The organism is Rudaea sp. (assembly GCF_036560865.1).
Taxonomy (GTDB): domain Bacteria; phylum Pseudomonadota; class Gammaproteobacteria; order Xanthomonadales; family Rhodanobacteraceae; genus Rudaea.
The window spans coordinates 1-20,811 of record NZ_DATBQK010000107.1 but is presented as its reverse complement, the minus strand read 5'-3'; the positions used below and the strand labels follow the sequence as shown (position 1 = coordinate 20,811).

At 63.5% G+C, this 20,811-nt stretch carries 23 protein-coding genes, 1 other RNA gene and 1 pseudogene; 13 read left to right on the top strand and 12 right to left on the bottom strand.

The window, feature by feature from the left end; translation table 11 throughout:
* Window positions 1-1,890 carry a tRNA uridine-5-carboxymethylaminomethyl(34) synthesis enzyme MnmG gene (gene mnmG, locus VIE67_RS11175; protein ID WP_332026201.1) on the top strand — a complete coding sequence of 630 codons (1,890 nt, stop codon included), beginning with the start codon at window positions 1-3 and terminating at the stop codon, window positions 1,888-1,890.
* A 47-nt stretch (window positions 1,891-1,937) separates the two neighbouring features.
* Window positions 1,938-2,720: a hypothetical protein gene (locus VIE67_RS11170; protein WP_332026199.1), complete on the top strand. Its 783-nt coding sequence runs from the start codon at window positions 1,938-1,940 to the stop codon at window positions 2,718-2,720.
* Between the two features lie 128 nt (window positions 2,721-2,848).
* Here the strand turns inward: VIE67_RS11170 and VIE67_RS11165 are convergent, their stop codons facing one another.
* The 4 genes from VIE67_RS11165 to VIE67_RS11150 form a co-directional block, all read right to left on the bottom strand.
* Window positions 2,849-3,730 carry a YbaY family lipoprotein gene (locus VIE67_RS11165; RefSeq protein WP_332026197.1) on the bottom strand — a complete coding sequence of 294 codons (882 nt, stop codon included), beginning with the start codon at window positions 3,728-3,730 and terminating at the stop codon, window positions 2,849-2,851.
* 216 nt (window positions 3,731-3,946) lie between these two features.
* Window positions 3,947-5,281, bottom strand: coding sequence for an AcvB/VirJ family lysyl-phosphatidylglycerol hydrolase (locus tag VIE67_RS11160; protein ID WP_332026195.1), 1,335 nt, complete (start codon window positions 5,279-5,281; stop codon window positions 3,947-3,949).
* A 98-nt stretch (window positions 5,282-5,379) separates the two neighbouring features.
* Window positions 5,380-6,732, bottom strand: coding sequence for a Xaa-Pro aminopeptidase (pepP, locus tag VIE67_RS11155; RefSeq protein ID WP_332026193.1), 1,353 nt, complete (start codon window positions 6,730-6,732; stop codon window positions 5,380-5,382).
* A gap of 103 nt (window positions 6,733-6,835) precedes the next feature.
* Window positions 6,836-7,390: a UPF0149 family protein gene (locus VIE67_RS11150; RefSeq protein WP_332026191.1), complete on the bottom strand. Its 555-nt coding sequence runs from the start codon at window positions 7,388-7,390 to the stop codon at window positions 6,836-6,838.
* A 105-nt stretch (window positions 7,391-7,495) separates the two neighbouring features.
* Between VIE67_RS11150 and VIE67_RS11145 the strand changes: the two genes are divergently transcribed.
* The 8 genes from VIE67_RS11145 to VIE67_RS11110 all read left to right on the top strand — a co-directional run bounded on the left by VIE67_RS11145 (window position 7,496) and on the right by VIE67_RS11110 (window position 11,624).
* Window positions 7,496-7,720, top strand: coding sequence for a TIGR02449 family protein (locus VIE67_RS11145; RefSeq protein WP_332026190.1), 225 nt, complete (start codon window positions 7,496-7,498; stop codon window positions 7,718-7,720).
* Window positions 7,717-8,019: a cell division protein ZapA gene (locus VIE67_RS11140; protein ID WP_332026188.1), complete on the top strand. Its 303-nt coding sequence runs from the start codon at window positions 7,717-7,719 to the stop codon at window positions 8,017-8,019. Before VIE67_RS11145 ends, VIE67_RS11140 begins: the two co-directional genes overlap by 4 nt.
* A 5-nt stretch (window positions 8,020-8,024) precedes the next feature.
* Window positions 8,025-8,211, top strand: a non-coding RNA gene (gene ssrS, locus VIE67_RS11135) — 6S RNA.
* Between the two features lie 48 nt (window positions 8,212-8,259).
* Window positions 8,260-8,868: a 5-formyltetrahydrofolate cyclo-ligase gene (locus VIE67_RS11130; protein ID WP_332026186.1), complete on the top strand. Its 609-nt coding sequence runs from the start codon at window positions 8,260-8,262 to the stop codon at window positions 8,866-8,868.
* Window positions 8,865-9,326, top strand: a complete 462-nt coding sequence (locus tag VIE67_RS11125) for an EVE domain-containing protein (protein ID WP_332026184.1) — start codon at window positions 8,865-8,867, stop codon at window positions 9,324-9,326. Before VIE67_RS11130 ends, VIE67_RS11125 begins: the two co-directional genes overlap by 4 nt.
* Window positions 9,323-9,970, top strand: coding sequence for a ribose-5-phosphate isomerase RpiA (gene rpiA, locus VIE67_RS11120; RefSeq protein WP_332026182.1), 648 nt, complete (start codon window positions 9,323-9,325; stop codon window positions 9,968-9,970). Before VIE67_RS11125 ends, rpiA begins: the two co-directional genes overlap by 4 nt.
* 44 nt (window positions 9,971-10,014) lie before the next feature.
* Window positions 10,015-10,458 carry a DUF192 domain-containing protein gene (locus VIE67_RS11115; RefSeq protein ID WP_332026181.1) on the top strand — a complete coding sequence of 148 codons (444 nt, stop codon included), beginning with the start codon at window positions 10,015-10,017 and terminating at the stop codon, window positions 10,456-10,458.
* A 320-nt stretch (window positions 10,459-10,778) separates the two neighbouring features.
* Entirely contained in the window at window positions 10,779-11,624 is an 846-nt protein-coding gene (locus VIE67_RS11110; RefSeq protein ID WP_332026179.1) for a SirB1 family protein, read from the top strand.
* A 4-nt stretch (window positions 11,625-11,628) separates the two neighbouring features.
* Here the strand turns inward: VIE67_RS11110 and VIE67_RS11105 are convergent, their stop codons facing one another.
* Window positions 11,629-11,829, bottom strand: coding sequence for a rubredoxin (locus VIE67_RS11105; RefSeq protein WP_332026177.1), 201 nt, complete (start codon window positions 11,827-11,829; stop codon window positions 11,629-11,631).
* Between the two features lie 56 nt (window positions 11,830-11,885).
* Between VIE67_RS11105 and thiE the strand changes: the two are divergent.
* Both thiE and hemL read left to right on the top strand, forming a co-directional pair.
* A pseudogene (gene thiE, locus VIE67_RS11100) lies at window positions 11,886-12,500 on the top strand (thiamine phosphate synthase); the annotation flags it as partial.
* A 54-nt stretch (window positions 12,501-12,554) separates the two neighbouring features.
* Window positions 12,555-13,841 (top strand): glutamate-1-semialdehyde 2,1-aminomutase, encoded by a 1,287-nt coding sequence (hemL, locus tag VIE67_RS11095; RefSeq protein ID WP_332026218.1) that lies wholly within the window; start codon window positions 12,555-12,557, stop codon window positions 13,839-13,841.
* A 27-nt stretch (window positions 13,842-13,868) separates the two neighbouring features.
* On the opposite strand, the gene VIE67_RS11090 is transcribed toward hemL, so the two are convergent.
* From VIE67_RS11090 to VIE67_RS11070, 5 genes are all read right to left on the bottom strand, one after another.
* Window positions 13,869-15,110: an acetylornithine transaminase gene (locus VIE67_RS11090; RefSeq protein WP_332026175.1), complete on the bottom strand. Its 1,242-nt coding sequence runs from the start codon at window positions 15,108-15,110 to the stop codon at window positions 13,869-13,871.
* On the bottom strand, window positions 15,110-15,544 hold the full coding sequence (locus VIE67_RS11085) for a VOC family protein (RefSeq protein ID WP_332026173.1): 435 nt from the start codon (window positions 15,542-15,544) through the stop codon (window positions 15,110-15,112). The genes VIE67_RS11090 and VIE67_RS11085 overlap by 1 nt, the downstream gene beginning before the upstream one ends.
* A 13-nt stretch (window positions 15,545-15,557) precedes the next feature.
* Entirely contained in the window at window positions 15,558-16,376 is an 819-nt protein-coding gene (locus tag VIE67_RS11080) for an SDR family oxidoreductase (protein ID WP_332026171.1), read from the bottom strand.
* A 33-nt stretch (window positions 16,377-16,409) separates the two neighbouring features.
* Window positions 16,410-17,012: an LON peptidase substrate-binding domain-containing protein gene (locus tag VIE67_RS11075; protein ID WP_332026169.1), complete on the bottom strand. Its 603-nt coding sequence runs from the start codon at window positions 17,010-17,012 to the stop codon at window positions 16,410-16,412.
* A gap of 311 nt (window positions 17,013-17,323) precedes the next feature.
* Window positions 17,324-17,941, bottom strand: a complete 618-nt coding sequence (locus VIE67_RS11070) for a hypothetical protein (RefSeq protein ID WP_332026167.1) — start codon at window positions 17,939-17,941, stop codon at window positions 17,324-17,326.
* 359 nt (window positions 17,942-18,300) lie between these two features.
* Between VIE67_RS11070 and VIE67_RS11065 the strand changes: the two genes are divergently transcribed.
* Window positions 18,301-18,612: a hypothetical protein gene (locus tag VIE67_RS11065; RefSeq protein WP_332026165.1), complete on the top strand. Its 312-nt coding sequence runs from the start codon at window positions 18,301-18,303 to the stop codon at window positions 18,610-18,612.
* A 106-nt stretch (window positions 18,613-18,718) separates the two neighbouring features.
* Here the strand turns inward: VIE67_RS11065 and mpl are convergent, their stop codons facing one another.
* Together mpl and VIE67_RS11055 are read right to left on the bottom strand one after the other, a co-directional pair.
* A complete protein-coding gene (gene mpl, locus VIE67_RS11060; RefSeq protein ID WP_332026163.1) occupies window positions 18,719-20,101 on the bottom strand; it encodes a UDP-N-acetylmuramate:L-alanyl-gamma-D-glutamyl-meso-diaminopimelate ligase in 1,383 nt (460 codons plus the stop codon).
* A gap of 10 nt (window positions 20,102-20,111) precedes the next feature.
* Window positions 20,112-20,648, bottom strand: coding sequence for a hypothetical protein (locus tag VIE67_RS11055; RefSeq protein WP_332026161.1), 537 nt, complete (start codon window positions 20,646-20,648; stop codon window positions 20,112-20,114).
* Window positions 20,649-20,811 lie beyond the last annotated feature (163 nt).

The window sequence follows — 20,811 nt, the reverse complement described above, 5'->3', positions numbered from 1 at the left end:
ATGCAGATCAACAGTACTCAATACGATGTCATCGTGGTCGGTGGTGGTCATGCCGGCACCGAAGCCGCGCTGGCCGCCGCGCGCCTGGGCGCGCGTACGCTGTTACTGACCCACAACATCGAGACCCTGGGACAGATGAGTTGCAATCCCGCGATCGGCGGTATCGGCAAGGGTCATCTGGTCAAGGAAATCGACGCGCTGGGCGGCGTGATGGCGCAAGGCGCGGATCGCGCCGGCATCCAGTGGCGCATCCTCAACGCCTCGAAAGGACCGGCAGTGCGCGCGACGCGCTGCCAGGCTGACCGTGCGCTGTACAAGGCCTATATCCGCCAGCGCCTGGAAACCCAGCCGAATCTGCAGATTTTCCAGCAAGCAGTCGACGATCTGACCCTGAACGGCAATCGGGTGACGGGCGTCGTCACCCAGATGGGTTTGAGTTTCAGTGCCTCTACCGTGGTTCTGACCGCCGGCACCTTTCTCGCCGGCAAGATTCATATCGGTTTCGAAAATTACGCCGGCGGCCGCGCCGGCGATCCGCCGGCCGCCCGCCTCGCCGCGCGCATGCGTGAACTGCCGTTCACGGTCGACCGTCTGAAAACCGGCACGCCGCCGCGCATCGACGGACGCAGCGTCGACTATGCGGATTTGCAGGAGCAGCCGGGCGATACGCCGCTGCCGGTGTTCTCGTTCGCCGGCTCGATCGAGGATCATCCGCGTCAGGTGCCGTGCTGGATCACGCATACCTCCGAGCGCACGCATGAAATCATCCGTGCCGGACTGGACCGCTCGCCGCTGTACACGGGCAAGATCGAAGGCGTCGGCCCGCGTTACTGTCCGTCGATCGAAGACAAGGTCGTGCGCTTTGCCGACAAATCCTCGCACCAGATTTTCATCGAGCCCGAAGGGCTTAACACGACCGAGATTTATCCGAACGGTATTTCGACGTCGCTGCCGTTCGACGTCCAGCTCGATCTGGTGCGTTCGATCAAGGGCTTCGAGCGCGCGCACATCACGCGGCCGGGCTACGCGATCGAATACGACTATTTCGATCCGCGCGGATTGAAGGCCTCGCTGGAAACCAAGGCGCTCGATGGGCTCTACTTCGCCGGCCAGATCAATGGCACGACCGGCTACGAGGAAGCCGCCGCGCAGGGCCTGATCGCGGGCCTGAATGCCGCGCGTGCAGCGGTCGACAAGGAACCGTGGACGCCGCGCCGCGATGAAGCGTATATCGGCGTCCTCATCGACGATCTGATCACCAACGGCACCAGCGAACCGTATCGCATGTTCACCTCACGCGCCGAATATCGCCTGCATCTGCGCGAGGACAATGCCGATCTGCGCCTGAGCGGGAAAGGCTTCGAGCTGGGCAGTCTGGATGCGCAACGCCACGCCGCGTTCTGTCGCAAGCGCGATGCGGTCGAACGCGAAAGCGCGCGCCTGTCCGCGATCTGGGCCGCGCCCGGCAACGCGCTCGGGGCCGAGCTTGCGGCGACGCTCGATATCAGCGTCTCGCGCGAAACGCATGCGCTCGATCTGCTGCGCCGGCCGCAACTCGACTATGCGCAATTGATGCGTGTCGCCACCCTGGGTCCTGGCGTGGACGATGCGCGCGTCGCCGAACAGGTGGAAATTGCGGCCAAGTATTCGGGTTATCTCGAACGCCAGAACGAAGAGATCGCGCGTCAGCGCCGCCACGAGGAAACCGCCATTCCTGTCGCGTTCGATTACGCACAGGTGCACGGCCTTTCCGCCGAAGTGCTGCAGAAACTGCAACGCAGCCAACCGCAGACGCTGGGACAGGCGATGCGCATCGCGGGTGTCACGCCGGCTGCGATCTCGCTGTTGCTCGTGCATCTCAAACGCCACGGCCAGCGTCGCGTCGCTTGAGCAAGATGCGACGTCGCTTCAAACCCGCCCGCATCGCCGCAAGTTGCGTGCTGCTAATGCTGAGCGTGCCGGTGCCCGCGAGCGCGGACGACGACAGTTCCGATAGCGAACCGGCCGTCACACCGTATCGGCCGACCGTTTCCAACCCCGCCAGTCTGCCCAATCCGGGCTGGATCGAGGGTGAGTTCGGCGGTCTTTACACGCATGCCGACGATGATTCGCGCAGCGCCAGCGTGCCCTGGCTGGTCAAATATGCGATCGGCGAAAACTATGGCATCCTCGTCGGCGGCAATGCCTACGTGACCAGCGCGCCAGTCGGGGCGAGAACCAGTGGTGGCATCGGCGATCTCAGTGTCGAATGGAAGCAGGCGTTTCCGCTGAGCGAGCATGCCGCATTCGGATTCGAAGCCGGCGAAATCGTGCCGACGGCGGCGCACAGTCTCGGCGTAGGCAAGCCGGCGACAATCGTGAATGGCATCTTCAGCGTTGACGCCGGGCCCGTACATATCGACCTGAACGCCGGCGGCACACGCTACACCACGCACGCGCCCGGCGTGTCGGCATGGCAAAGCGCGTGGGCCGGCGCCGTGTCCTGGTCATTGGTGCAAGGCTGGGGCGCCGCAGTGGAGTTTTCCGGTACCCAGCAACACGGTGCGGCGACGCAGAGCCAGCTGCTCGGTGCGATCAACTACAACCGCTCGGCGCATCTCGTGTTCGATTTCGGCATGGCTTACGGACTTGCGCATGCCACGCACGACACCAGCGTGTTCGCCGGTGCGACCGTGCTGCTGGGCCGCGTGAACCAGGGCCGGTCGACGACCGGCCACTGATTGTCACTCGCTGAAGTTCAGCGGTCTGAACAGCGCGTTTTGATCGACTGTGCAAATCGTTGCCAGGTCCGATATGGAATGCGGCACGTGGTGAAAGCCGCCAAGGCCCTCGCCATGCCCCAGCGGAACTACCTGTGTTTTTTCTTCTTGGTGTCGGTTTGCGCAACCGTCTTCTTCGGCGGCGGCGCGCGGCCCTGCGAAATGTCCAGCGCGGCTTGCGCGTGGCTGTACATCGCCTTCGCCTCGTCCGCGGAGACTTCGCTGGTCTGATTGTTCGCAGTCTTTTCCTTCAACACCAGGGTGCCGTCGTCGCTCCAGCCGGCCTTGGCTGTGGCATAGGCATGGTTCGAATGGGCCGGCGACTCTTCTCTCACCACGACCCACGGCTTGTCGTTCTGATAAGCCATCTTGTAGGTGATGCGGCCCTTGTCGTCGTCGAGCTCGGTGATCTCGCGCATCACCTTCACCTTGCCGTTGGACAAAAACGCATCCCACGCCGTCGTGGAATTGTCGTTGAGCGACGAACCGCTGATCGACTTGAGCGTGCCGGTCTGCGCGAATGCCTTGCGGTATTCCTCGAACATCTTCTCGCCCGGGGTCGGTTCCGGCGCAAGCTGGATGTCCGCCTTGGCCGATGCCTTGTTGGTCAGCACGGGATAATGCAGGACCGGCAGGAAACGTCGGTCGCCATCGGTCAGCACGCTATCGATCTCATAGGTGCGCTTCGGATCCACCTTGGACGGATCGATCGGCAGATTGAAGGAAACCGGCAGCTTGCTCACATCGGTGATCGTCGTCTGCGCAAGCACGATTTCAGGTTGCGCCACATCAACCACCTTCAGATCGATTTTCGCGGCCGCACTCAACTCGCGCGGGTCGCGCAGCATCACCGTGCCGGTGACGGCGTTGGCGATCACCGGGGCAGCGGGAGGAGGCGGTGGCGCCGACGAAGAGCTGCAACCCGCCGACAGTGCGGCGATCAGCACGGTACTGGCAATCAGAATTCGCATGGCAAGCCTCCTTTGGAAATCCGCGGATCGATGTGTCGCAGCGTTCAGCAATTCTTCGCTGCTGATATCTGCTGCGCTGGATCAGCTTTCGACCCGATTCTAGCTCCGCTGCGGCGAGCTTGCCCAGCACTCGTTGGACCTCGCCAAGCCGCAGCACGCGAAAGACTGTGAACAATCGGCAGTTAACCTTTCGTTATGCAACGTGCAGCGGCGGGCTTACTGCTTGCCGGCGGCACTCGCGAGTTTTGCCGGCAGACTCGCCGCGATGCTCGCGCCAAGCGCATCGTAGTCGCCGTTGTAGTGATGCGCGCCAGGCAGCACGACGAGCTTCACGTTCGGCTTGCCGGCAATGCTCGGACAAAAGCTGTCAGCGCCTTCATCGGCGCCGTGCACGCAGATCACCGCTACTTGCGTGCGCGCAATCTCCGGCGCCAGTGGCAGCGCGCCTTCGTGATGGGTGGAACCGAACCAGTCGCCGACATGGATTTCGAACACGGCTTCGGCATCCGGTGAAATCAGCACCTGGGCGGCTATGCGCGCGCGCACCGCGTCGGGCACGCGATTGACGACGACCGGCGCCAGACCCGCGCCGAACGAATAACCGATGACGACGAAGTCCGCCGCGGGATGCTCGGCGCCATAGTGCCCGATGATGCGCGCGAGCGCGTCGGCGGCCGCGTCGGGCGTGCGCGTCTGCCAGAAGAATTTCAAGGTGTTCAAGCCGACCACGGCGATACCGCGCGCGGCCAGTTGATCGGCTACGGCGACATCGAGGCCGGCCCAGCCGCCGTCGCCTGTCAGCATGATCGCGATACGCTGGGCGAACTCGCCGCGCGCCGGCACTTCGATCAACGGCAGATCGGCGACGTCGACGGACAGCGGCTTTTCGGCAACCGCCGGCGCGCTGAGCCAGGCTACGCGTTGCACCAGCTCGCTCGCGGCTTCGGCCGCCTGCGTTTTCAACTCCGGCGACGCTGACAGCAACTTTTTCTCCAGCGTATCCAACGCAGCAAAGGCGCCATCGCGCCGCGCGCCGACCGCGAACGGCAACGGCAACCAGCGATTCGGCAGCGCTGCCACCGGCACGATGTGGAACTCACCGTGCGTGCCGGCTGCGGTCATCTCGCCCGCATCGCCTTTGCACAACGGCTTGGGCAGGCGCAGGGAAAAATCCCATCCCAGGGTGACGAGTGCGGCAAACGTGCCTTTCGGCGCCTGCGCATCGACCGCGTAGGCGAACGCGGCGCCCGCACCATCGCCGAGCAAAAGTGGATAAGTGAAATTTTTCAGATTCTGGTGGCGCTGCATCCAGTCGCTCATCTCCTGGATATGCGCGGACGGAAACGAGCATGCGTCCTTGATCGACAGCATCTGTTTCAGATAGGCCGGCAGATCGATGCCGAACACGAGCGCGCCATCGGCGGCGAGCGCGTTGGCCAGCGTTTCCGCGCGCGCGTTCCAGCCGTCTTTGTCGGAGATGAAAACGATCGTACGCCGCGGTTCGCCCGCTGGCGTGGCCACATGCACGTCGCCGAACAGGCCATAGTTCACGGCCTGGGTGGCTGCACCTTTGGCAGATGCAAGAAGAAAAAGAACGCCAACGCAAAAGACGCAAAGGACGCGAAAGATTCCAGGAAGAAATTCCGTTTTCATGTTTTCTTGGCGTTCTTGGCGTCCTTCGCGGCGGGCTTTTCCGCTTTCACCATCAACGCCTCGATCTCGTCCGGGTCGCTCGGCACCGCCGCCGTGATGATTTCGGGCTCGCCGCGCGTAACCACGATGTCGTCCTCGATGCGAATGCCGATGCCGCGCCATTGCGCCGGTATCCCTTTGGCGTCCGGTGCGATGTAAATTCCCGGCTCGACCGTCACCACCATCCCCGGCTCGAGTTCGCGGTACTCGCCGTCGATGCGGTAGTCGCCGACGTCGTGCACGTCCAGACCGAGCCAGTGTCCGGTCTTGTGCATATAGAAGCGCCGATAGGTCTGCTCGCGGATGTTCTTGTCGACGCTGCCCTTGAGCAGGCCGAGCTTGATCAGACCTGCGGTGATTACGCGCACTGCCGCATCGTGATAGGCAATAAACGGGCGGCCCGACCGCACTTCCGCGATCGCCGCGCGCTGCGCCGCGAGCACGATCTCGTACAGCGCACGCTGCGCCGGCGAGTAACGGCCGTTGACCGGATAGGTGCGCGTGATGTCCGAGGCATAGCACTCGACTTCGGCGCCGGCGTCGACCAGCAGCAGATCGCCGTCCCTGAGCGGCGCGTTGTTCGCGCGGTAGTGCAACACGCAGCCGTTCGCGCCACCGCCGACGATCGGTTCGTAGGATGCGACCGCCCCATGTCGGCGAAACGTGTGCAGCAGTTCGGCCTCGATCTCGTGTTCGTTCATGCCCGGCTGCGTCGCACGCATCGCGCGCACATGCGCTTCGGCGGCGATCTTCGCGGCCTTGCGCATCACGCGCAGCTCGTCGCGCGTCTTGTACAGGCGCAGATCGTGCAGGATGTGGCCGAGCGCGACGAACTCGTGCGGCGCGCGCGCACCCTGGCGGATCTGCCCGCGCACGCGGTTGACCCAGCCGATCAGTTTGACGTCGAACTCGGCGTCGCGGCCGAAGTGGTAGTAGACGCGCGAACGGCCTTCGATCATGCCGGGCAGGATGTCGTCGATATCGCCGATCGGAAACGCGTCGTCCATGGCAAATTCCTGCACCGCACCTTCCGCACCGGCGCGCGCCCCGTCCCAAGCCTCGCGTTCGCGATCGCGCTCACGACAGAACAGGATCGTTTCGCCGTGCTCGCGGCCGGGGATCAGCGCGAGTACCGCCTCGGGTTCCGGAAACCCGGTCAGATACTGAAAATCGCTGTCCTGCCGGTAGGGATAGTGACTGTCGTTGTTGCGCAGACGCTCGGGTGCGGCCGGCACGATGCAGATCGCATCGTCGCCGATGATGCGCATCAGCTGTCGGCGGCGGCGGGCATATTCCTTGCGGTCGATCATGGATGCTGGCGCGATGGCGAAAGTCCGGAAAAGATAAAATGATAAAAGTGCAAAAGTGCCCTGCACAAAACCTGTCCCCAGCCCACATCACGAGCAGCTGCCCCTAGTGCAGCGTCGCCCCCGCGGTGGGCGCCGCGTGCAGTTCGGCATGCAGCAGCAGCGCGCCGACGCGGATGAATTCGACCACCTCGGTCAGCGCGCTTTCGTCTTCCTCGGTGTTGTTGTATTCGAAACGAGTACCCGCAATGGCGGCGAAGTCGCGCAGGATTTCCTGCGCCTCGGCCGACAGCGCGCCCTGATGGCCGGCACCGGCCAGACCCAGGCCGCCGAGAAAGCCGCGACACCAGTCGACGAGGGCATCCGCACGCACTTCCAGCGTGGTGTCCGCGGGCGGCAACAGCGGCTCGAAGCCAAGCTCTGGATCGTCGAGCCAACCCGCGCATTCAGCGTACAAGCGCTCGAGCACGGCCGGTGGAATGGCCTCGGGCAGGGTCTCATTGGGCTCAAGTTCGAGTGCGCCCAGCCAGTGCCGCGCATCGGCGCTGCCGCCGCCGCAGAGATAGCCGGTCAGCGAGCCGTGCAAGTCGCTTGCGCCAACGCCGAAATGCGCCCGGGCGAGGATTTCGCCCAGCTCGGCGTAAGTAATCGGAACAGTCACGCCAGATGGTCGATCGCTGTGGGAGGGGTGTCATTGTAGCAGCGGCCGGGCGCCGGCCGGCGCGCGCGCGTTGACCGTCCGCGGCGGCGCGCATATAGTCTGCCGATGCCGCAAACTGCCGCCGCACTCACCGATCTTGTCGATATCAGCGGACGTCTGGATCGCCTGCTCGATATCGTCCATCGCCTCAGCGAAGAGAACCGCAGCCTGCGCACCAGCCAGGAACAGCTGAATGCCGAACGCCAGAGCTTGCTGGTCAAGAACGAACAGGCGCGCTCGCGCGTCGAGGCGATGATCGTGCGCCTGCGCTCGTTGGAGAACAACGCGTGAGCGAAGCCACACCCGTTGCGGTAAACATCCTCGATCGAGAATTCCTGATCGCCTGCACGCCCGAGGAACGCCCCGGCCTGCTCGCCGCGGCGACCTATCTCGACGGCAAGATGCGCGAAGTGCGCGGCAACACACGCACGCAAGGCGTCGACCGCATCGCGGTGATGGCCGGCCTGAACATCGCGCACGAGTTGATGCAATTGAAACAGCGCGACGAAATCGACGGCGGTGCGTTGGCACAGCATCTGCACGCACTGCGCGCAAAGCTTGATGGCGCACTCGCGACGCCGGTAAGATAGCCACGCGTCCCCTGCGGTGCACGATAAGCGCACCAAACAATATTGCCTTGTTCCTATATACGACCCCGGGATGGCAGTGCCAAGATCCGTGCGCATGTCCGCCATGAGCGGAAAGCCTGACGATCCGCGAGCCTTCCCACCTGATCCTCGGGATCAAGGTCGTTCGGTGTGCACCGGCATCGCGGAGGACGTGCTTTTTGCGCAGTCCCTGTGCATGCCACGCTCCCGCGGGACCGTGGCGTGAATCCGCAATCTCCTGACTCGTTGCGTGCGCGCTTGCGCGGAGCACGTGCGCAGCTGACGCCGACGCAGCGCATCGCCGCAGCGAGTGCGGTCGTCGACTGTCTTGAACAACTGTCGGAATTTCTCGTCGATGAGCGCGTGGCCGGTTATTGGGCGGTCGGCGGCGAGTTGCCACTGCATGCCGCCGTCGCGCGCCTGCGCGCGCGCGGCCAGCATTATCATTTGCCGGTCATCGCCAGGGGTCACTATCTGCGCTTTGCGCCGCTGCTGGCGAACGCGACCCTGCGCGCGAATCGTTATGGCATCCCAGAACCGCAGTGCGCGGAAACCGAACTGCTCGCGCCGAGCGCGATCGAACTCGTGCTGGTGCCGCTGATCGCGTTCGATCGGCGCGGGCACCGCCTCGGCAGTGGCGGCGGTTATTACGACCGCAGCTTTGCTTTTCTACGCGAGGTGGCGCGCCCTGCATCGCCATTGCTCGTCGGAATCGGCTACAGTTTCCAGGAACTGCCTACGCTCGAACTCCAGGCGTGGGATGTGCCCATGGACTACGTTGCGACCGAGCGCGAATTGATCGATTGCACCGCCCCTGAGATCAGCCCATGAACTACTGGTTGATGAAATCCGAGCCCGACGAATTTTCGATCGACGACTTGCGCCAGCGAAAGACCGAGCCGTGGAGCGGCGTGCGCAATTATCAGGCGCGCAATTTCATGCGCGCGATGCGCGCCGGCGACGGCGTGCTGTTCTATCACTCCAGTTGCGCCGAGCCCGGCGTGGCCGGCGTCGCCAGCGTCGTCGCTTCGGCGTATCCTGACCCGACCCAGTTCGATCCGAAAAGCGATTACTTCGACGCCAAGTCCACGCGCGCGGAGCCGCGCTGGTCCCTGGTCGACGTGAAGTTCAAGCGCAAGCTGAAGCGCGTGCTCGCGCTGACCGAGTTGAAGGATCGACGCGAACTCGACGGCTTCGCGCTGGTGCGTGCCGGCAACCGGCTGTCGGTACTGCCGGTGACCAGAGCGCAATGGGATTTTATCCTGTCGCTCGAAGGCACAGCCGCATGACCGCGCAGGAGCAGCAAAAACGCCTCGCCGCGCAGGCTGCCGTGGCTTACGTCGAAGACGGCAGCATAGTCGGCGTCGGCACCGGTTCGACGGTCGCGCACTTCATCGACGAACTCGGAAAAATCCGCGAGCGCATTCAGGCCGCGGTATCAAGTTCGGAAAAAAGCACGGTGGCGCTGCAGGCGCTGGGCATTCGCGTGATCGATCTCAACAGCGCGGGCGAACTGCCGCTCTATGTCGACGGCGCGGACGAATGCGATGGCAACAAGAATCTGATCAAGGGCGGCGGCGCGGCACTGACGCGCGAGAAGATCATCGCGGCGGCCTCGCGCAAGTTCGTCTGCATGATCGATCCGAGCAAACGCGTCGACGTGCTCGGCAAGTTCCCGCTGCCCATCGAAGTGATTCCGATGGCGCGCACCCATGTCGCACGCGAGATCGTCAAGCTGGGCGGTCGACCGATGTGGCGCGACGGCGTTGTCACCGACAACGGCAATATCATTCTCGATGTGCACGATTGGAAAATTGCCGATCCGCCCGCACTTGAAACCGAGCTCAATCAAATCACCGGTGTGGTCTGCGTCGGCCTGTTCGCGCATCGGCGCGCCGATGTGGTTCTAATTGGCGGCGAGCTGATGCCGTGACGAGTCGCGCCCTGGTTGCAACCATTCAATCCAGCGGAAAACATATGCACAAATCCCGATCTCTGCATCTGCCGCTGCTGACCCTGGGCCTGCTCGGCGCGTGCACGATCCATGCGGCCGGCCCTTCCGTCGAATTGAAGGGTCACCGCTTCGACATCGAGGTCGCCAGCGATGAACCGGCGCGTCAGCGTGGCCTGATGTTCCGCGACAGCATGGCGGACGATCACGGCATGCTGTTCGTGTTCGGCGATCCGGCCCAGCGCACGTTCTGGATGAAGAACACGCACATCCCGCTCGACATTTTATACTTCGACCAGAATTACAAACTGGTCAGCGCGGCGCTGCGCACCCCGCCCTGCCACAGCGCGGGCGACGATTGCCCGATCTACCCGTCCAGCGGTGCGGCGCAGTACGTGCTCGAGCTCAACGCCGGCGTTGCCGAGAAGCTCGGCGTGAAACCCGGCGATACGCTGTCGGTGCAACGCTGAGCTTCGCGGTCCGCGGCTGCGCCGCGTACGGCCACCGCCTGCGGTTGCGCGACATCGCTCAGCGCGCGCCAGCAGGCCACCCCAGAGCGATACGGCACCAGCGGACCGGGCGTGCCGCCCGCACCGTAAAGCATGTCGTCGGACAACGGTACAAATTGCCACATTGTGGATTCCTTGCATTGTTGCACCAGCAATAAAACACGCGCGCATGGATTGCAGGTGACGCAGTTGAGGCATTTCGCTGACGTTCATGCGCTTTGCACATCGTGCTCGGCTTTCGCGTAATATCGGACCATGCTCCTGCCCGGAGACCAAAAAAAATGAATAAGACCCTGCTCGAAAACCCGTGGCTGCATCTGCGCGGCGCCAAGGACGAAGACATTCCGCTGTTCGCCTCCGCGCTGCTGATCGCCAAGGACGAATATCCCGCGCTGCCCGCGGCCGACTACGAAACGCAGCTGCAGGAGTACGGCCAGCGTCTGCGCAAAGTGCTCGACCCGACCGAAACGCCGGCGGAACAACTGCGCTGCCTGAATCGCTTCCTGTTCGAGGACCTCGGCTTCAGCGGCGACGAGCAAGACTATTACGATCCGCGCAACAGCTACCTCAACGACGTGCTCGATCGCCGCCTCGGCAATCCGATCTCGCTCGCCGTGGTGCAGATCGAGCTCGCGCGCCGGCTCGACGTACCGCTCGAAGGCGTGTCGTTCCCCGGACATTTCCTCGTGCGCCTGCCGCTCGACGAGGGCATCGTCGTGCTCGATCCGTTCCAGAAGGGCCGTTCGCTCGACGCAGCCGAACTGCGCCGGCGCGCACGCACGCATCTGGACACTCACGATATCGACGACGCGCGCCTCGCGCGCATGCTCGAGCCGGCCAGCCATCGCGCGATTCTCACGCGCATGTTGCGCAATCTCAAAGGCGTCTACAGCGAGCGCGAGCAATGGGACAAGGCGCTGCGCTGCTGCGATCGCCTGCTCACGCTCGACTCGCACCAGCCCGGTGAATATCGCGATCGCGGCCAGTTTTACCTGAAGCTCGATCACGTGCGTGCGGCGAGCGAGGATCTGCGCCGCTATCTCGCGCTGATGCCGCAGGCCGAGGACGCCGACAGCATCGCCATGCAACTGGCCGAGTTGGGTAGCGCGCTGCCGCGCTTGAACTGATCGTTCAACCGATCTGCATCATCTCGAAATCGGACTTGGTCACGCCGCAGTCCGGACAGGTCCAGGTTTCCGACACGTCTTCCCAGCGCGTGCCGGGCTTGATGCCGTCCAGCGGCCAGCCTTCGGCTTCGTCGTAGATGAATCCGCAGACCACGCACATGAATTTGCGGAATGGGGTGGTGTCGGCTTGCGGGACTGCGCTCATGAATCGATGTGCGAAGGGAAATCGAAGGCGCGCATTCTACCGTTACACTAGAGCGCATGCACGAGAGAATGCCGCGCCAGGGCCTGTACACGATCACCGACGGGCCGCGCCCCGACCTGCTGCAAGCGGTCGCGGCCGCGCTGCGCGGCGGTGCGGCCTTGCTGCAATATCGAGACAAGACCCATGAGCACGCACGCCGGCTGGCCGAGGCGCGCGCGTTGCGTGCGCTCTGCACGCAGTATCGGGTGCCGCTGATCGTCAACGACGACGTGGAACTGGCGCTCGCGGCCGACGCCGACGGCGTGCATCTGGGCGAGCTCGACGGCGAACTCGCCGCGGCTCGCGCCCGGCTTGGCGCGCACGCGATCATCGGCGTGTCGTGTTATGACTCGATCAAGCGCGCGCGACAACTTGCCGCAGACGGCGCCGACTATCTCGCTTTCGGCGCGTTTTATCCGTCGCCGACCAAGCCCAGTGCGAAACGCGCGACAGTCGAATTGCTGCGCGAGGCGCAGTCGTTCGGCCTACCGCTGGTGGCAATCGGCGGCATCACCGCCGACAATGCGCAGCCTCTGCTCGACGCAGGCGCGGATTTTCTCGCGGCGATCTCGGGTGTGTTCGCCGTGCCCGATCCTTTTCTGGCGGCGAAAAGGTATTCCGGATTGTTCGAAACAAGAGCAACAGAACAGTTAGCCGCAAAGAGCATTTTAGGGAATTCGATAAACATGATCAGCAGTCACGAATGGTTTCAACGCGCGCAGCCCCTGATGCCGGGTGGCGTCAATTCGCCGGTGCGCGCGTTCAAGTCGGTCGGCGGCGAACCATTTTTCACCGACCATGCCGATGGCGCCTATCTATGGGATGTCGACGGCAAACGCTATATCGACTATGTCGGCTCGTGGGGCCCGATGGTCGCCGGCCACAACCATCCGCAGGTGCGCACCGCGGTAGAGCAAGCCGCGCGCGCGGGACTGTCGTTTGGCACGCCGTGTCCGGCGGAGGTGCGCATGGCCGAGGAAATCACGCGCATCGTGCCGTCGGTGGAAATGCTGCGCATGGTCAATTCAGGCACCGAGGCGACGATGGCCGCGGTCCGCCTCGCGCGCGGCGCGACCGGGCGCGACAAGATCGTCAAATTCGAAGGCTGCTATCACGGTCATGCCGATGCGTTTCTGGTGAAGGCAGGTTCGGGCGCGCTGACTCTCGGTGTACCGACTTCGCCAGGCGTACCCAAGGCACTCGCCGATCTCACGCTGACCTTGCCCTACAACGATCTCAATGCGGCCAGACAATTGTTCGCGCAGTGCGGCGAGCAGATCGCCTGTCTGATTATCGAGCCGGTCGCCGGCAATATGAATTGCATACCGCCGCGCGCCGGTTATCTGCAGGGCCTGCGCGATCTGTGCACGCAGCACGGCACGATTCTGATCTTCGACGAAGTGATGACCGGCTTCCGCGTCGCACTCGGCGGCGCGCAAGCGCTGTATGGCATCACGCCCGATCTGACCACCTTCGGCAAGATCATCGGCGGCGGCATGCCGGTCGGTGCGTACGGTGGCAAGCGCAACTTGATGGAACAGATCGCGCCGTCAGGCCCCGTGTATCAGGCCGGTACGCTATCCGGCAATCCGATCGCGATGGCCGCGGGTCTGGCGATGCTCGAAGTGATCCAGGCGTCGGGCTTCTATGCCGAACTCGAACGCAAGACCGATCTGCTGTCCGATGGCCTGGCCGCGGTTTCGCTGGATGCGGGCGTGCCGTTCAGCAGCAACCGCGTTTGCGGCATGTTCGGCCTGTTCTTCACTTCGGCAAAAGTGGAAACCTATACTCAGGCCACGGCTTGCGACGTGCCCGCATTCAATCGCTTCTTTCACGCGATGCTGGAACGCGGCGTGTATCTGGCGCCCTCCGCGTTCGAAGCGGGCTTCATGTCGATGGCGCACAGCGAGCAGGATATTGCCGACACGCTCGAAGCGGCGCGCGCAGCGTTTCGCATCGCGGCGGCGGGATAGAGGCAGCCGCCTTTTCATCCGCAAAAATCAGCCGCGCGTTTGAGCGACGACAAAGTCCCGCAGCGCAAGCGCAAGACGCGCCAAGCCTTCGGCAATATCCGAATCATCAATATTCAATGGCGGCACGAAACGCAGCACATCGGGGCCGGCTTGCAACACCAGCAGGCCCTGCTGGGCGGCGTGATCGAGAATCGCGCCGGCTTTGCCCTGATATTTTTCCGCAAGCACCGCGCCGAGCATCAGACCGCGGCCGCGTACCTCGGTGAACAGGTTCAACTCGGCGTCGATCGCATCCAGACCGGCGCGCAACGCCGCCGATTGACGCGCGACATTGGCCAGGATTTCCGGCGACGATAATTTGCGCAATGCCACGCGCGCGACCGCTGCGGCAAGCGGATTGCCGCCAAACGTGCTGCCGTGCGCGCCGAACTGCATCACCTCGGCAACTCTCGGTCCGGCCAGCATCGCGCCGATCGGAAAACCGCCGCCGAGCGCTTTCGCCAAGGTCACGATGTCGGGAACGATCCCATCCTGCCAGTGCGCGAACAGCTCGCCGGTGCGTCCCATGCCGCATTGGATTTCATCGAGAGCGAGCAAGGCGCCGTGGCGATCGCAAAGGGCGCGCAAACCGCGCAGAAAACCGTCCGCAGCGGGCATCACGCCGCCTTCACCCTGAATCGGTTCGACCAGCACGGCGGCGACATCACCATCTGCCATCGCCACTTCGACTTGCGCGAGATCGTTGAAATCAACGTAGCGAAATCCACCGGGCAGCGGTTCGTAGCCTTCCTGATACTTCGGCTGCGCGGTCGCGGTGACCGCGGCGAGCGTGCGGCCATGGAAGCTGCCGCGAAAAGTGACGATCACCCGCCGCTCCGGCACACGACCTTGCGCGGCGGCCCAGCGCCGGATCAGCTTGATCGCCGCTTCGTTCGCCTCCGCGCCCGAATTGCACAGGAACACGCGCTGCGCGAAACGCGAAGCGCGCACGAGTTCTTCAGCCAGGCGCAGCGGCGGTTCGCTGTAGAAGACATTGCTCGTATGCCAAAGCTTGCCGGCCTGTTCGGTCAGCGCCGCGACGAGGTCCGGGTCATTGTGACCCAAGCCATTGACCGCGATGCCGGCGGAAAAATCGACGTACTCCTTGCCGTCGCGATCCCAGATGCGCGAGCCCTGACCATGATCGAGGATCACCTCGCGCGGCTTGTAGACGGGCAGGTAATAGTGCCGGCCCGCGCCGAGCAGTTCGGCCGTCGTCGCGTGCGCCATCACCACGATCCTGTGTTCGGCATCGAAGCCCACGGCTCCTGCGGCGGCAGATGCCCGTCCTGCAACAATTCGATGGAGATCAAATCCGGCGAACGCACAAAGGCCATATGCCCGTCACGCGGCGGACGATTGATCGTCACGCCCATCGCCGCGAGGTGCGCGCAGGTTGCATAGATATCAGCGACGCGAAACGCGAGATGACCGAAGTTGCGCGCGCTGCCGTAATCCTCTTGCAGCGCGCTGTCCGCAGCGGGCCAGTTGTAGGTCAGCTCGATTTCCGCGTCGGGGGTCGCCGGCGCAGCGACGAATACGAGGGTGAATTTTCCGGCGGCGTTTTCTAGGCGCCGCGTCTCCAAGAGACCGAGACCCTCGCAATAGAATTTCAGCGATGCGTCCAGATCGCGGACGCGCACCATGGTGTGCAAATAGCGCATTTCGTTCTCCACTTTATTCCAGAAACAAATCCGCCAGCGGGGTCTTCGTCGCATCGACGGCGTATGCGGAAAAATCGCTGACGCCCGCTTCGCGCAACATGTCTTCGTCGAGCAGGAACCTGCCGGAAAATCCGCGCGCCGAACGAGTGAGCACTGCATGTGCCGCATCGGCGACGATTTCTGGTTTGCGGCAACGCGCGAGATCGATGCCGGGAATCATGTTGAGTGCATCGGTCGCGATGATCGTGCGCGGCCACAGCGCATTGATCGCCACGCCCTGCGCGCCGAATTCCGCGGCTAGCCCGAGCGTGACGAAACTCATGCCCATCTTGGCCAGGGTATAGCCCGTGTGCGGCGCCCACCATTTCGGATCGAGCGAGGGCGGCGGCGCCAGGGTCAGGATATGCGGATTGGATGCCTGTAACAGATGCGGCAGACAAACCTGGGCACACAGAAAACTGCCGCGCGCATTGACCTGGCTCATCAGGTCGAAACGCTTCATCGGCGTGTCGAGCGCGCCGCGCAGCCAGATCGCGCTGGCATTGTTGACCAGGATATCGATGCCGCCGAATGTCGCCACGGTCTGCGCGACCGCGGCCTGCACTTCGGCTTCTTCACGGATGTCGCATTTGATCGCCAAGCCCTTGCCGCCAGCCGCATCGACCGCCGCGGCCGCGCTGTGGATCGTGCCTGGCAGTTTCGGATTCGGCACGGTGGATTTCGCCGCGATCGCCACGTTCGCGCCATCGCGTGCTGCGCGCAACGCGATCGCCAAGCCGATGCCGCGCGAGGCGCCGGTGATGAACAGGGTTTTGCCATGCAGGGTATTCATGCGCGGATTCCGGAAGGTGACTACGCGAGAGTTTCAGGCGGATTGAAAGCGCGGCAGATAATGCACCAGTTGCGCGAGCCTTTCGAGCGGATCGCTCATCTGCAGCAGATGCTGGCGCTCGGCATTTTCCAGCGGCAGCGTTTCGGCCAGACGAAAGCCGACCCAGGCCGCATCGTCGAAGCACGTGCGCGCGGCCTTGCTGTGCGGCCCGCCGGTCTTCTCCAGCAGGCGTTCGAGGATCGTGACCAGCAGCAGAAACTCCGGTGGAATCGCGACGCTGGCCTCGTCCGGCCACACCTGCACCAGCGCGTGGGCCAGGCCGTTGTCGCGCACGCGCGAACGATCGACGCGAAAACGTCGACCGCCGCTGGCGCGGATGCCAAGCAGCCCGTCGGGCAGAGTATAAAAATCCACAATATGCGCGAGCGTGCCGATCGCCGCCGGCATCGCGGGCTCGCCGACCTCGCTTCCCTGCAATATCAGGCAGACACCGAAACCATCGCCGCCGCGCGCGCAATCGCGCACCATGTCGAGGTAGCGCCGCTCGAACACGCGCAGGCTCAACAGCCCGCCGGGAAACAGGACCGTGCTGAGCGGAAACAGCGGAATATCCAGTGTCGGCGCAGTCGCGGTCACACCATCAGTTTAGCATCGCCGAAAAGACGCTCCGGTTTCCCTGCAGCCAAGGTGCTATTGATGTGGCGCTGTGATATTTGAACCCACTACTTGTCGTTGAATAATTCAGAGCGCAGAACCCTTGCGGTCGCTTCCCCTGCGCAGCGGGGGAAGCTGCCCGTAGGGCTGATGGGGGCGCTTTTTACCATGCCCGATCAAGAGCAGGAGCGCCCCCTTCCGCCTTCGGCACCTTCCCCCGCTGCGCAGGGGAAGGAGGGCATCTCCGCGCCAGCCAACGTGTGGGGTATTTCAAACTTCAGCTGGTCGCATCACTAAGGCAAGCGGCGCGCGTCCACGCGCAACGGAGTGCCGCGCAAGATCAACTGCACACGCAGCCGATCGCCTTCGCGCTCGATGCTGGCCGGCAGGAACGCGCGCTTGCCACCGATGCCCATGCCGGCGGCCGCACACGGCTCGCCCTCCGAGTGCGCATTGATGCGCGATTTTCCGAAATCGCCGCGCAGTGCGCAGGCTTCGAGCGAAAGCCACTGCGTCTCATCGAACGCCGCAGCGCTCACCGTTGCGGCATTCACGGAAGGACGTAGGGTGTAGGGAATAAGTGCGAGCGACTTGTCGAAGGCTCGGCGCGAGGTATTCATCGCCCAGACCGCGTCGAGCGCGGTATCCGCATCGACATCCATGTGCACGCGCCACAGCGCCCAGTCCGGCTGTTGCGTAGGTTCGATGGCGACGGTCACGTGCGGCGGAGCGGGATTCTCGGCCGTCGCCTTGCCCTGCGCCTGCGCCACCTGCGCGGAATTGTCGTAGCGCCCTGCCAACAAGGCGCCGATGGCGGCGGTCGAAATGCCAGCGCCGTTCTGCTCCTTGCATTGCGCGGTCGGGCACGTCGCGAGGACGACCATGATCAACATCATCGATATCTTTAGCATGGGAAAACCCTCGCGTTGACGGAACCGTTGCGATAACCAAATCTATATCGGATCGGCCGACGCGGCGCATCGCCTGCGAAAGTGTCGCAAGAACGTGACGCTTACCCTTGTCGGGTGCGCCCGCTTTTTGCAGAATCTCTAGGCCTACGAGATCGATGAGAAGCATTCCATGAAGAAGATGGTTATCGCGTTATCGCTATTGGGTGGCTTTGTAATTGCAGTGGCTATTGGGGCCGTGGCAGGTATCTATGCCTATCAGAAGGCATACGGAAACATGGCTGACCATTTTGCCGATAGGGCCGTCACCAATACCTTCCTTTTGCGCATTCCTCGTGGCGATGCACGAACGGATAGATGTCGTGAAACGTCTGATTCAAGAAACAAACATATATACGGTCAGCGCCGCCTCTGCCTACGACAAGTTGGATTCGCCATATCTGGAAACGTTCAAAAAGGCCGCGCTGGGTGTTGTCAGCGATGATCGTTTTTCCGACAAGAAAAATATCTTTGGGGTTTATGCCGCTGCGGTACGGGCATGCTTGCAGGCACCGACCGATGGCCGTGCGCAGATTGCTGAGTGCGCTCGCGATTCAACTGAAAAAGCGCGCAAGAATTTTTGTGGTGACGATAGAAATTGCTTGGCAGGACTAACTCAGCCCTTCGTGTTTTAGAGACACACAAGAACGGTAGCGTGTTCTCAAACAACCAGAAACGCGGCGGTGGCGAGTTGCGCCGAGCGGGCGGTGGCGAAGATTCGCGCTAGCTCTGTGAACCAGCTCAACGAAAGTGCGCATCCTGTAATCCGGCCAGAAACTTCCGCGGCGCATTCTCAAATCCGCCGTTGGACATGAAGACGATGTGATCGCCGGCACGCGCCTGCTCGCGCAGTGCGACGATCAGTGCAGCGACCGTCGGCGCCGTATGCCCGCGACCGTTCAAGGCGGCAGTGACTTTCTCCGCGTCCCAGGCCAGTTCGGGGCGCTGCAGGAAAACCACGGCGTCGGCGTCGGCGAGACTCGGCGCCAGTTCGGCGGCGTGCGCGCCCAGGCGCATCGAATTGGAGCGTGGCTCCATGCCGACCAGAATGCGCGCGTTGCCGACGCGTGCGCGCAGGCCGGCCAGCGTGGTCGCGATCGCGGTCGGATGATGGGCGAAGTCGTCGTATACTTTTATACCATTGATTTCGCCGACCAGTTCCATGCGCCGTTTGGCGCTGCGGAAATCGGCGAGTGCGGAAATCGCGTTGCCGATATCGACACCACCCGCGTCCGCGGCGGCGAGCGCGGCGAGCGCGTTCATCACATTGTGGCGGCCGATCAATGGCCAGCGCACGCTGCCGACTTCACGGCCGGCGTGCAGCACGGCGAATTCGGAACCGTCACCGACAATCAGGCGTGCGCGCCAGTCGCCGATGTCCATGCCGAACGTCGTCACCGGTGACCACGCACCCATCGCGAGCACTTCGGCCAGCCGCGCATCCTCGGCATTGACGATCAACCGGCCATTGCCCGGCACGCTGCGCACGAGATGATGGAACTGACGCTGGATCGCGGCGACGTCGGGGAAAATATCGGCGTGATCGTATTCGAGGTTGTTGAGGATCGCGATCTGCGCGTGGTAATGGACAAATTTGGAGCGCTTGTCGAAGAACGCAGTGTCGTATTCGTCGGCTTCGATCACGAAGTCTTCGCTGTCGCCAAGGCGCGCCGAAACACCGAAATTCTCCGGCACGCCGCCGACCAGAAAGCCCGGCGCGTGGCCGCAGGCCTTGAGGATCCAAGCCAGCATCGCCGTCGTCGTCGTCTTGCCATGGGTGCCGGCGACCGCGAACACGCGGCGCGCGCCGAGCAGGTTGTCGCCGATCCATTGCGGCCCGGACACGTACGGCAAGCGCACATTGAGCATGTGCTCGACCGCCGGATTGCCGCGCGACAAGGCGTTGCCGACGATCACCAGATCCGGAACCTGTGCCGGATCGGCGCTGCCCAGATGCTCGGCGCGATAGCCTGATTTCAGTGCGATGCCGAGCGCGGCGAGCTGATCGCTCATCGGCGGATAGATGTTCTGGTCCGAGCCGGCGACTTCGTGGCCCGACTCGCGCGCCAGTGCAGCGATGCCACCCATGAACGTGCCGCAGATGCCGAGGATGTGCAATTTCACCGCGCGGCGCTCATGCGGCGGCGGGCGCGCCTGCGAATCCGCTCAGCAGCAGCGCGGCGATAATCCAAAGCACGGCGATCAGCATGCCGCCGGCGAACGGCAGGTTGAGGCTGTGACGGAACACGTGCGCATCGACGACGACTTTCCAGATCAGCAGCGGCAGCGAGACTGCGCCGAGCAGCAGTTGCAGCGGCGTCATCTGCTCTGGCGTCGCCGGTGGATCGCCCGCAAGCAGGGCGATCGGCGCGCTGATCGCAGTGAATACCAGCGCGCAGGAGAGCAAGGCCGTCGCGGTCTGCACGAAACGGCTGCGCAAGCCGCGCATGCTCAGCAGCAGGTTCAAGGTCAGCAGGGTGAAGCAGAGCCAGAGCAATGCGCCGCCGAGCACGCCGCCAAGCGAGACCTCGTGCGCGAACAGGGCGACGCCGATCTGCATTACGACGCACAGCGCGACGACGGCGGCCAGCGTCTGCGTCGAATACGGCAGATCCTGCGGGCCGCGGCGCAGCAGCAGGATATCGCGAACGATCAGGAATACAGGTGGCATACGTGCGTCTTTAACGGCTGCGCCCTCACCCCTTGCCCTCTCCCGCATGCGACAGAGGGGGGTGATCGTCGCGCTAGCGCGCGACCTCGGTGTTTGATTGAAGCGGCAGCGCGGCGAATATGCGCCGGGACACTTCGTCAACGTCGCCCACGCCATCGACATG

Excerpts from the sequence above, each read along its gene's own strand:
- mnmG (WP_332026201.1), top strand. The coding sequence starts at position 1 with ATGCAGATCAACAGTACTCAATACGATGTCATCGTGGTCGGTGGTGGT.
- VIE67_RS11165 (WP_332026197.1), bottom strand. The coding sequence starts at position 3,730 with ATGCGAATTCTGATTGCCAGTACCGTGCTGATCGCCGCACTGTCGGCG.
- pepP (WP_332026193.1), bottom strand. The coding sequence starts at position 6,732 with ATGATCGACCGCAAGGAATATGCCCGCCGCCGCCGACAGCTGATGCGC.
- VIE67_RS11145 (WP_332026190.1), top strand. The coding sequence starts at position 7,496 with ATGCCGCAAACTGCCGCCGCACTCACCGATCTTGTCGATATCAGCGGA.
- VIE67_RS11125 (WP_332026184.1), top strand. The coding sequence starts at position 8,865 with ATGAACTACTGGTTGATGAAATCCGAGCCCGACGAATTTTCGATCGAC.
- rpiA (WP_332026182.1), top strand. The coding sequence starts at position 9,323 with ATGACCGCGCAGGAGCAGCAAAAACGCCTCGCCGCGCAGGCTGCCGTG.
- VIE67_RS11115 (WP_332026181.1), top strand. The coding sequence starts at position 10,015 with ATGCACAAATCCCGATCTCTGCATCTGCCGCTGCTGACCCTGGGCCTG.
- VIE67_RS11110 (WP_332026179.1), top strand. The coding sequence starts at position 10,779 with ATGAATAAGACCCTGCTCGAAAACCCGTGGCTGCATCTGCGCGGCGCC.
- VIE67_RS11105 (WP_332026177.1), bottom strand. The coding sequence starts at position 11,829 with ATGAGCGCAGTCCCGCAAGCCGACACCACCCCATTCCGCAAATTCATG.
- hemL (WP_332026218.1), top strand. The coding sequence starts at position 12,555 with ATGATCAGCAGTCACGAATGGTTTCAACGCGCGCAGCCCCTGATGCCG.
- VIE67_RS11090 (WP_332026175.1), bottom strand. The coding sequence starts at position 15,110 with ATGGCGCACGCGACGACGGCCGAACTGCTCGGCGCGGGCCGGCACTAT.
- VIE67_RS11085 (WP_332026173.1), bottom strand. The coding sequence starts at position 15,544 with ATGCGCTATTTGCACACCATGGTGCGCGTCCGCGATCTGGACGCATCG.
- VIE67_RS11080 (WP_332026171.1), bottom strand. The coding sequence starts at position 16,376 with ATGAATACCCTGCATGGCAAAACCCTGTTCATCACCGGCGCCTCGCGC.
- VIE67_RS11070 (WP_332026167.1), bottom strand. The coding sequence starts at position 17,941 with ATGCTAAAGATATCGATGATGTTGATCATGGTCGTCCTCGCGACGTGC.
- VIE67_RS11055 (WP_332026161.1), bottom strand. The coding sequence starts at position 20,648 with ATGCCACCTGTATTCCTGATCGTTCGCGATATCCTGCTGCTGCGCCGC.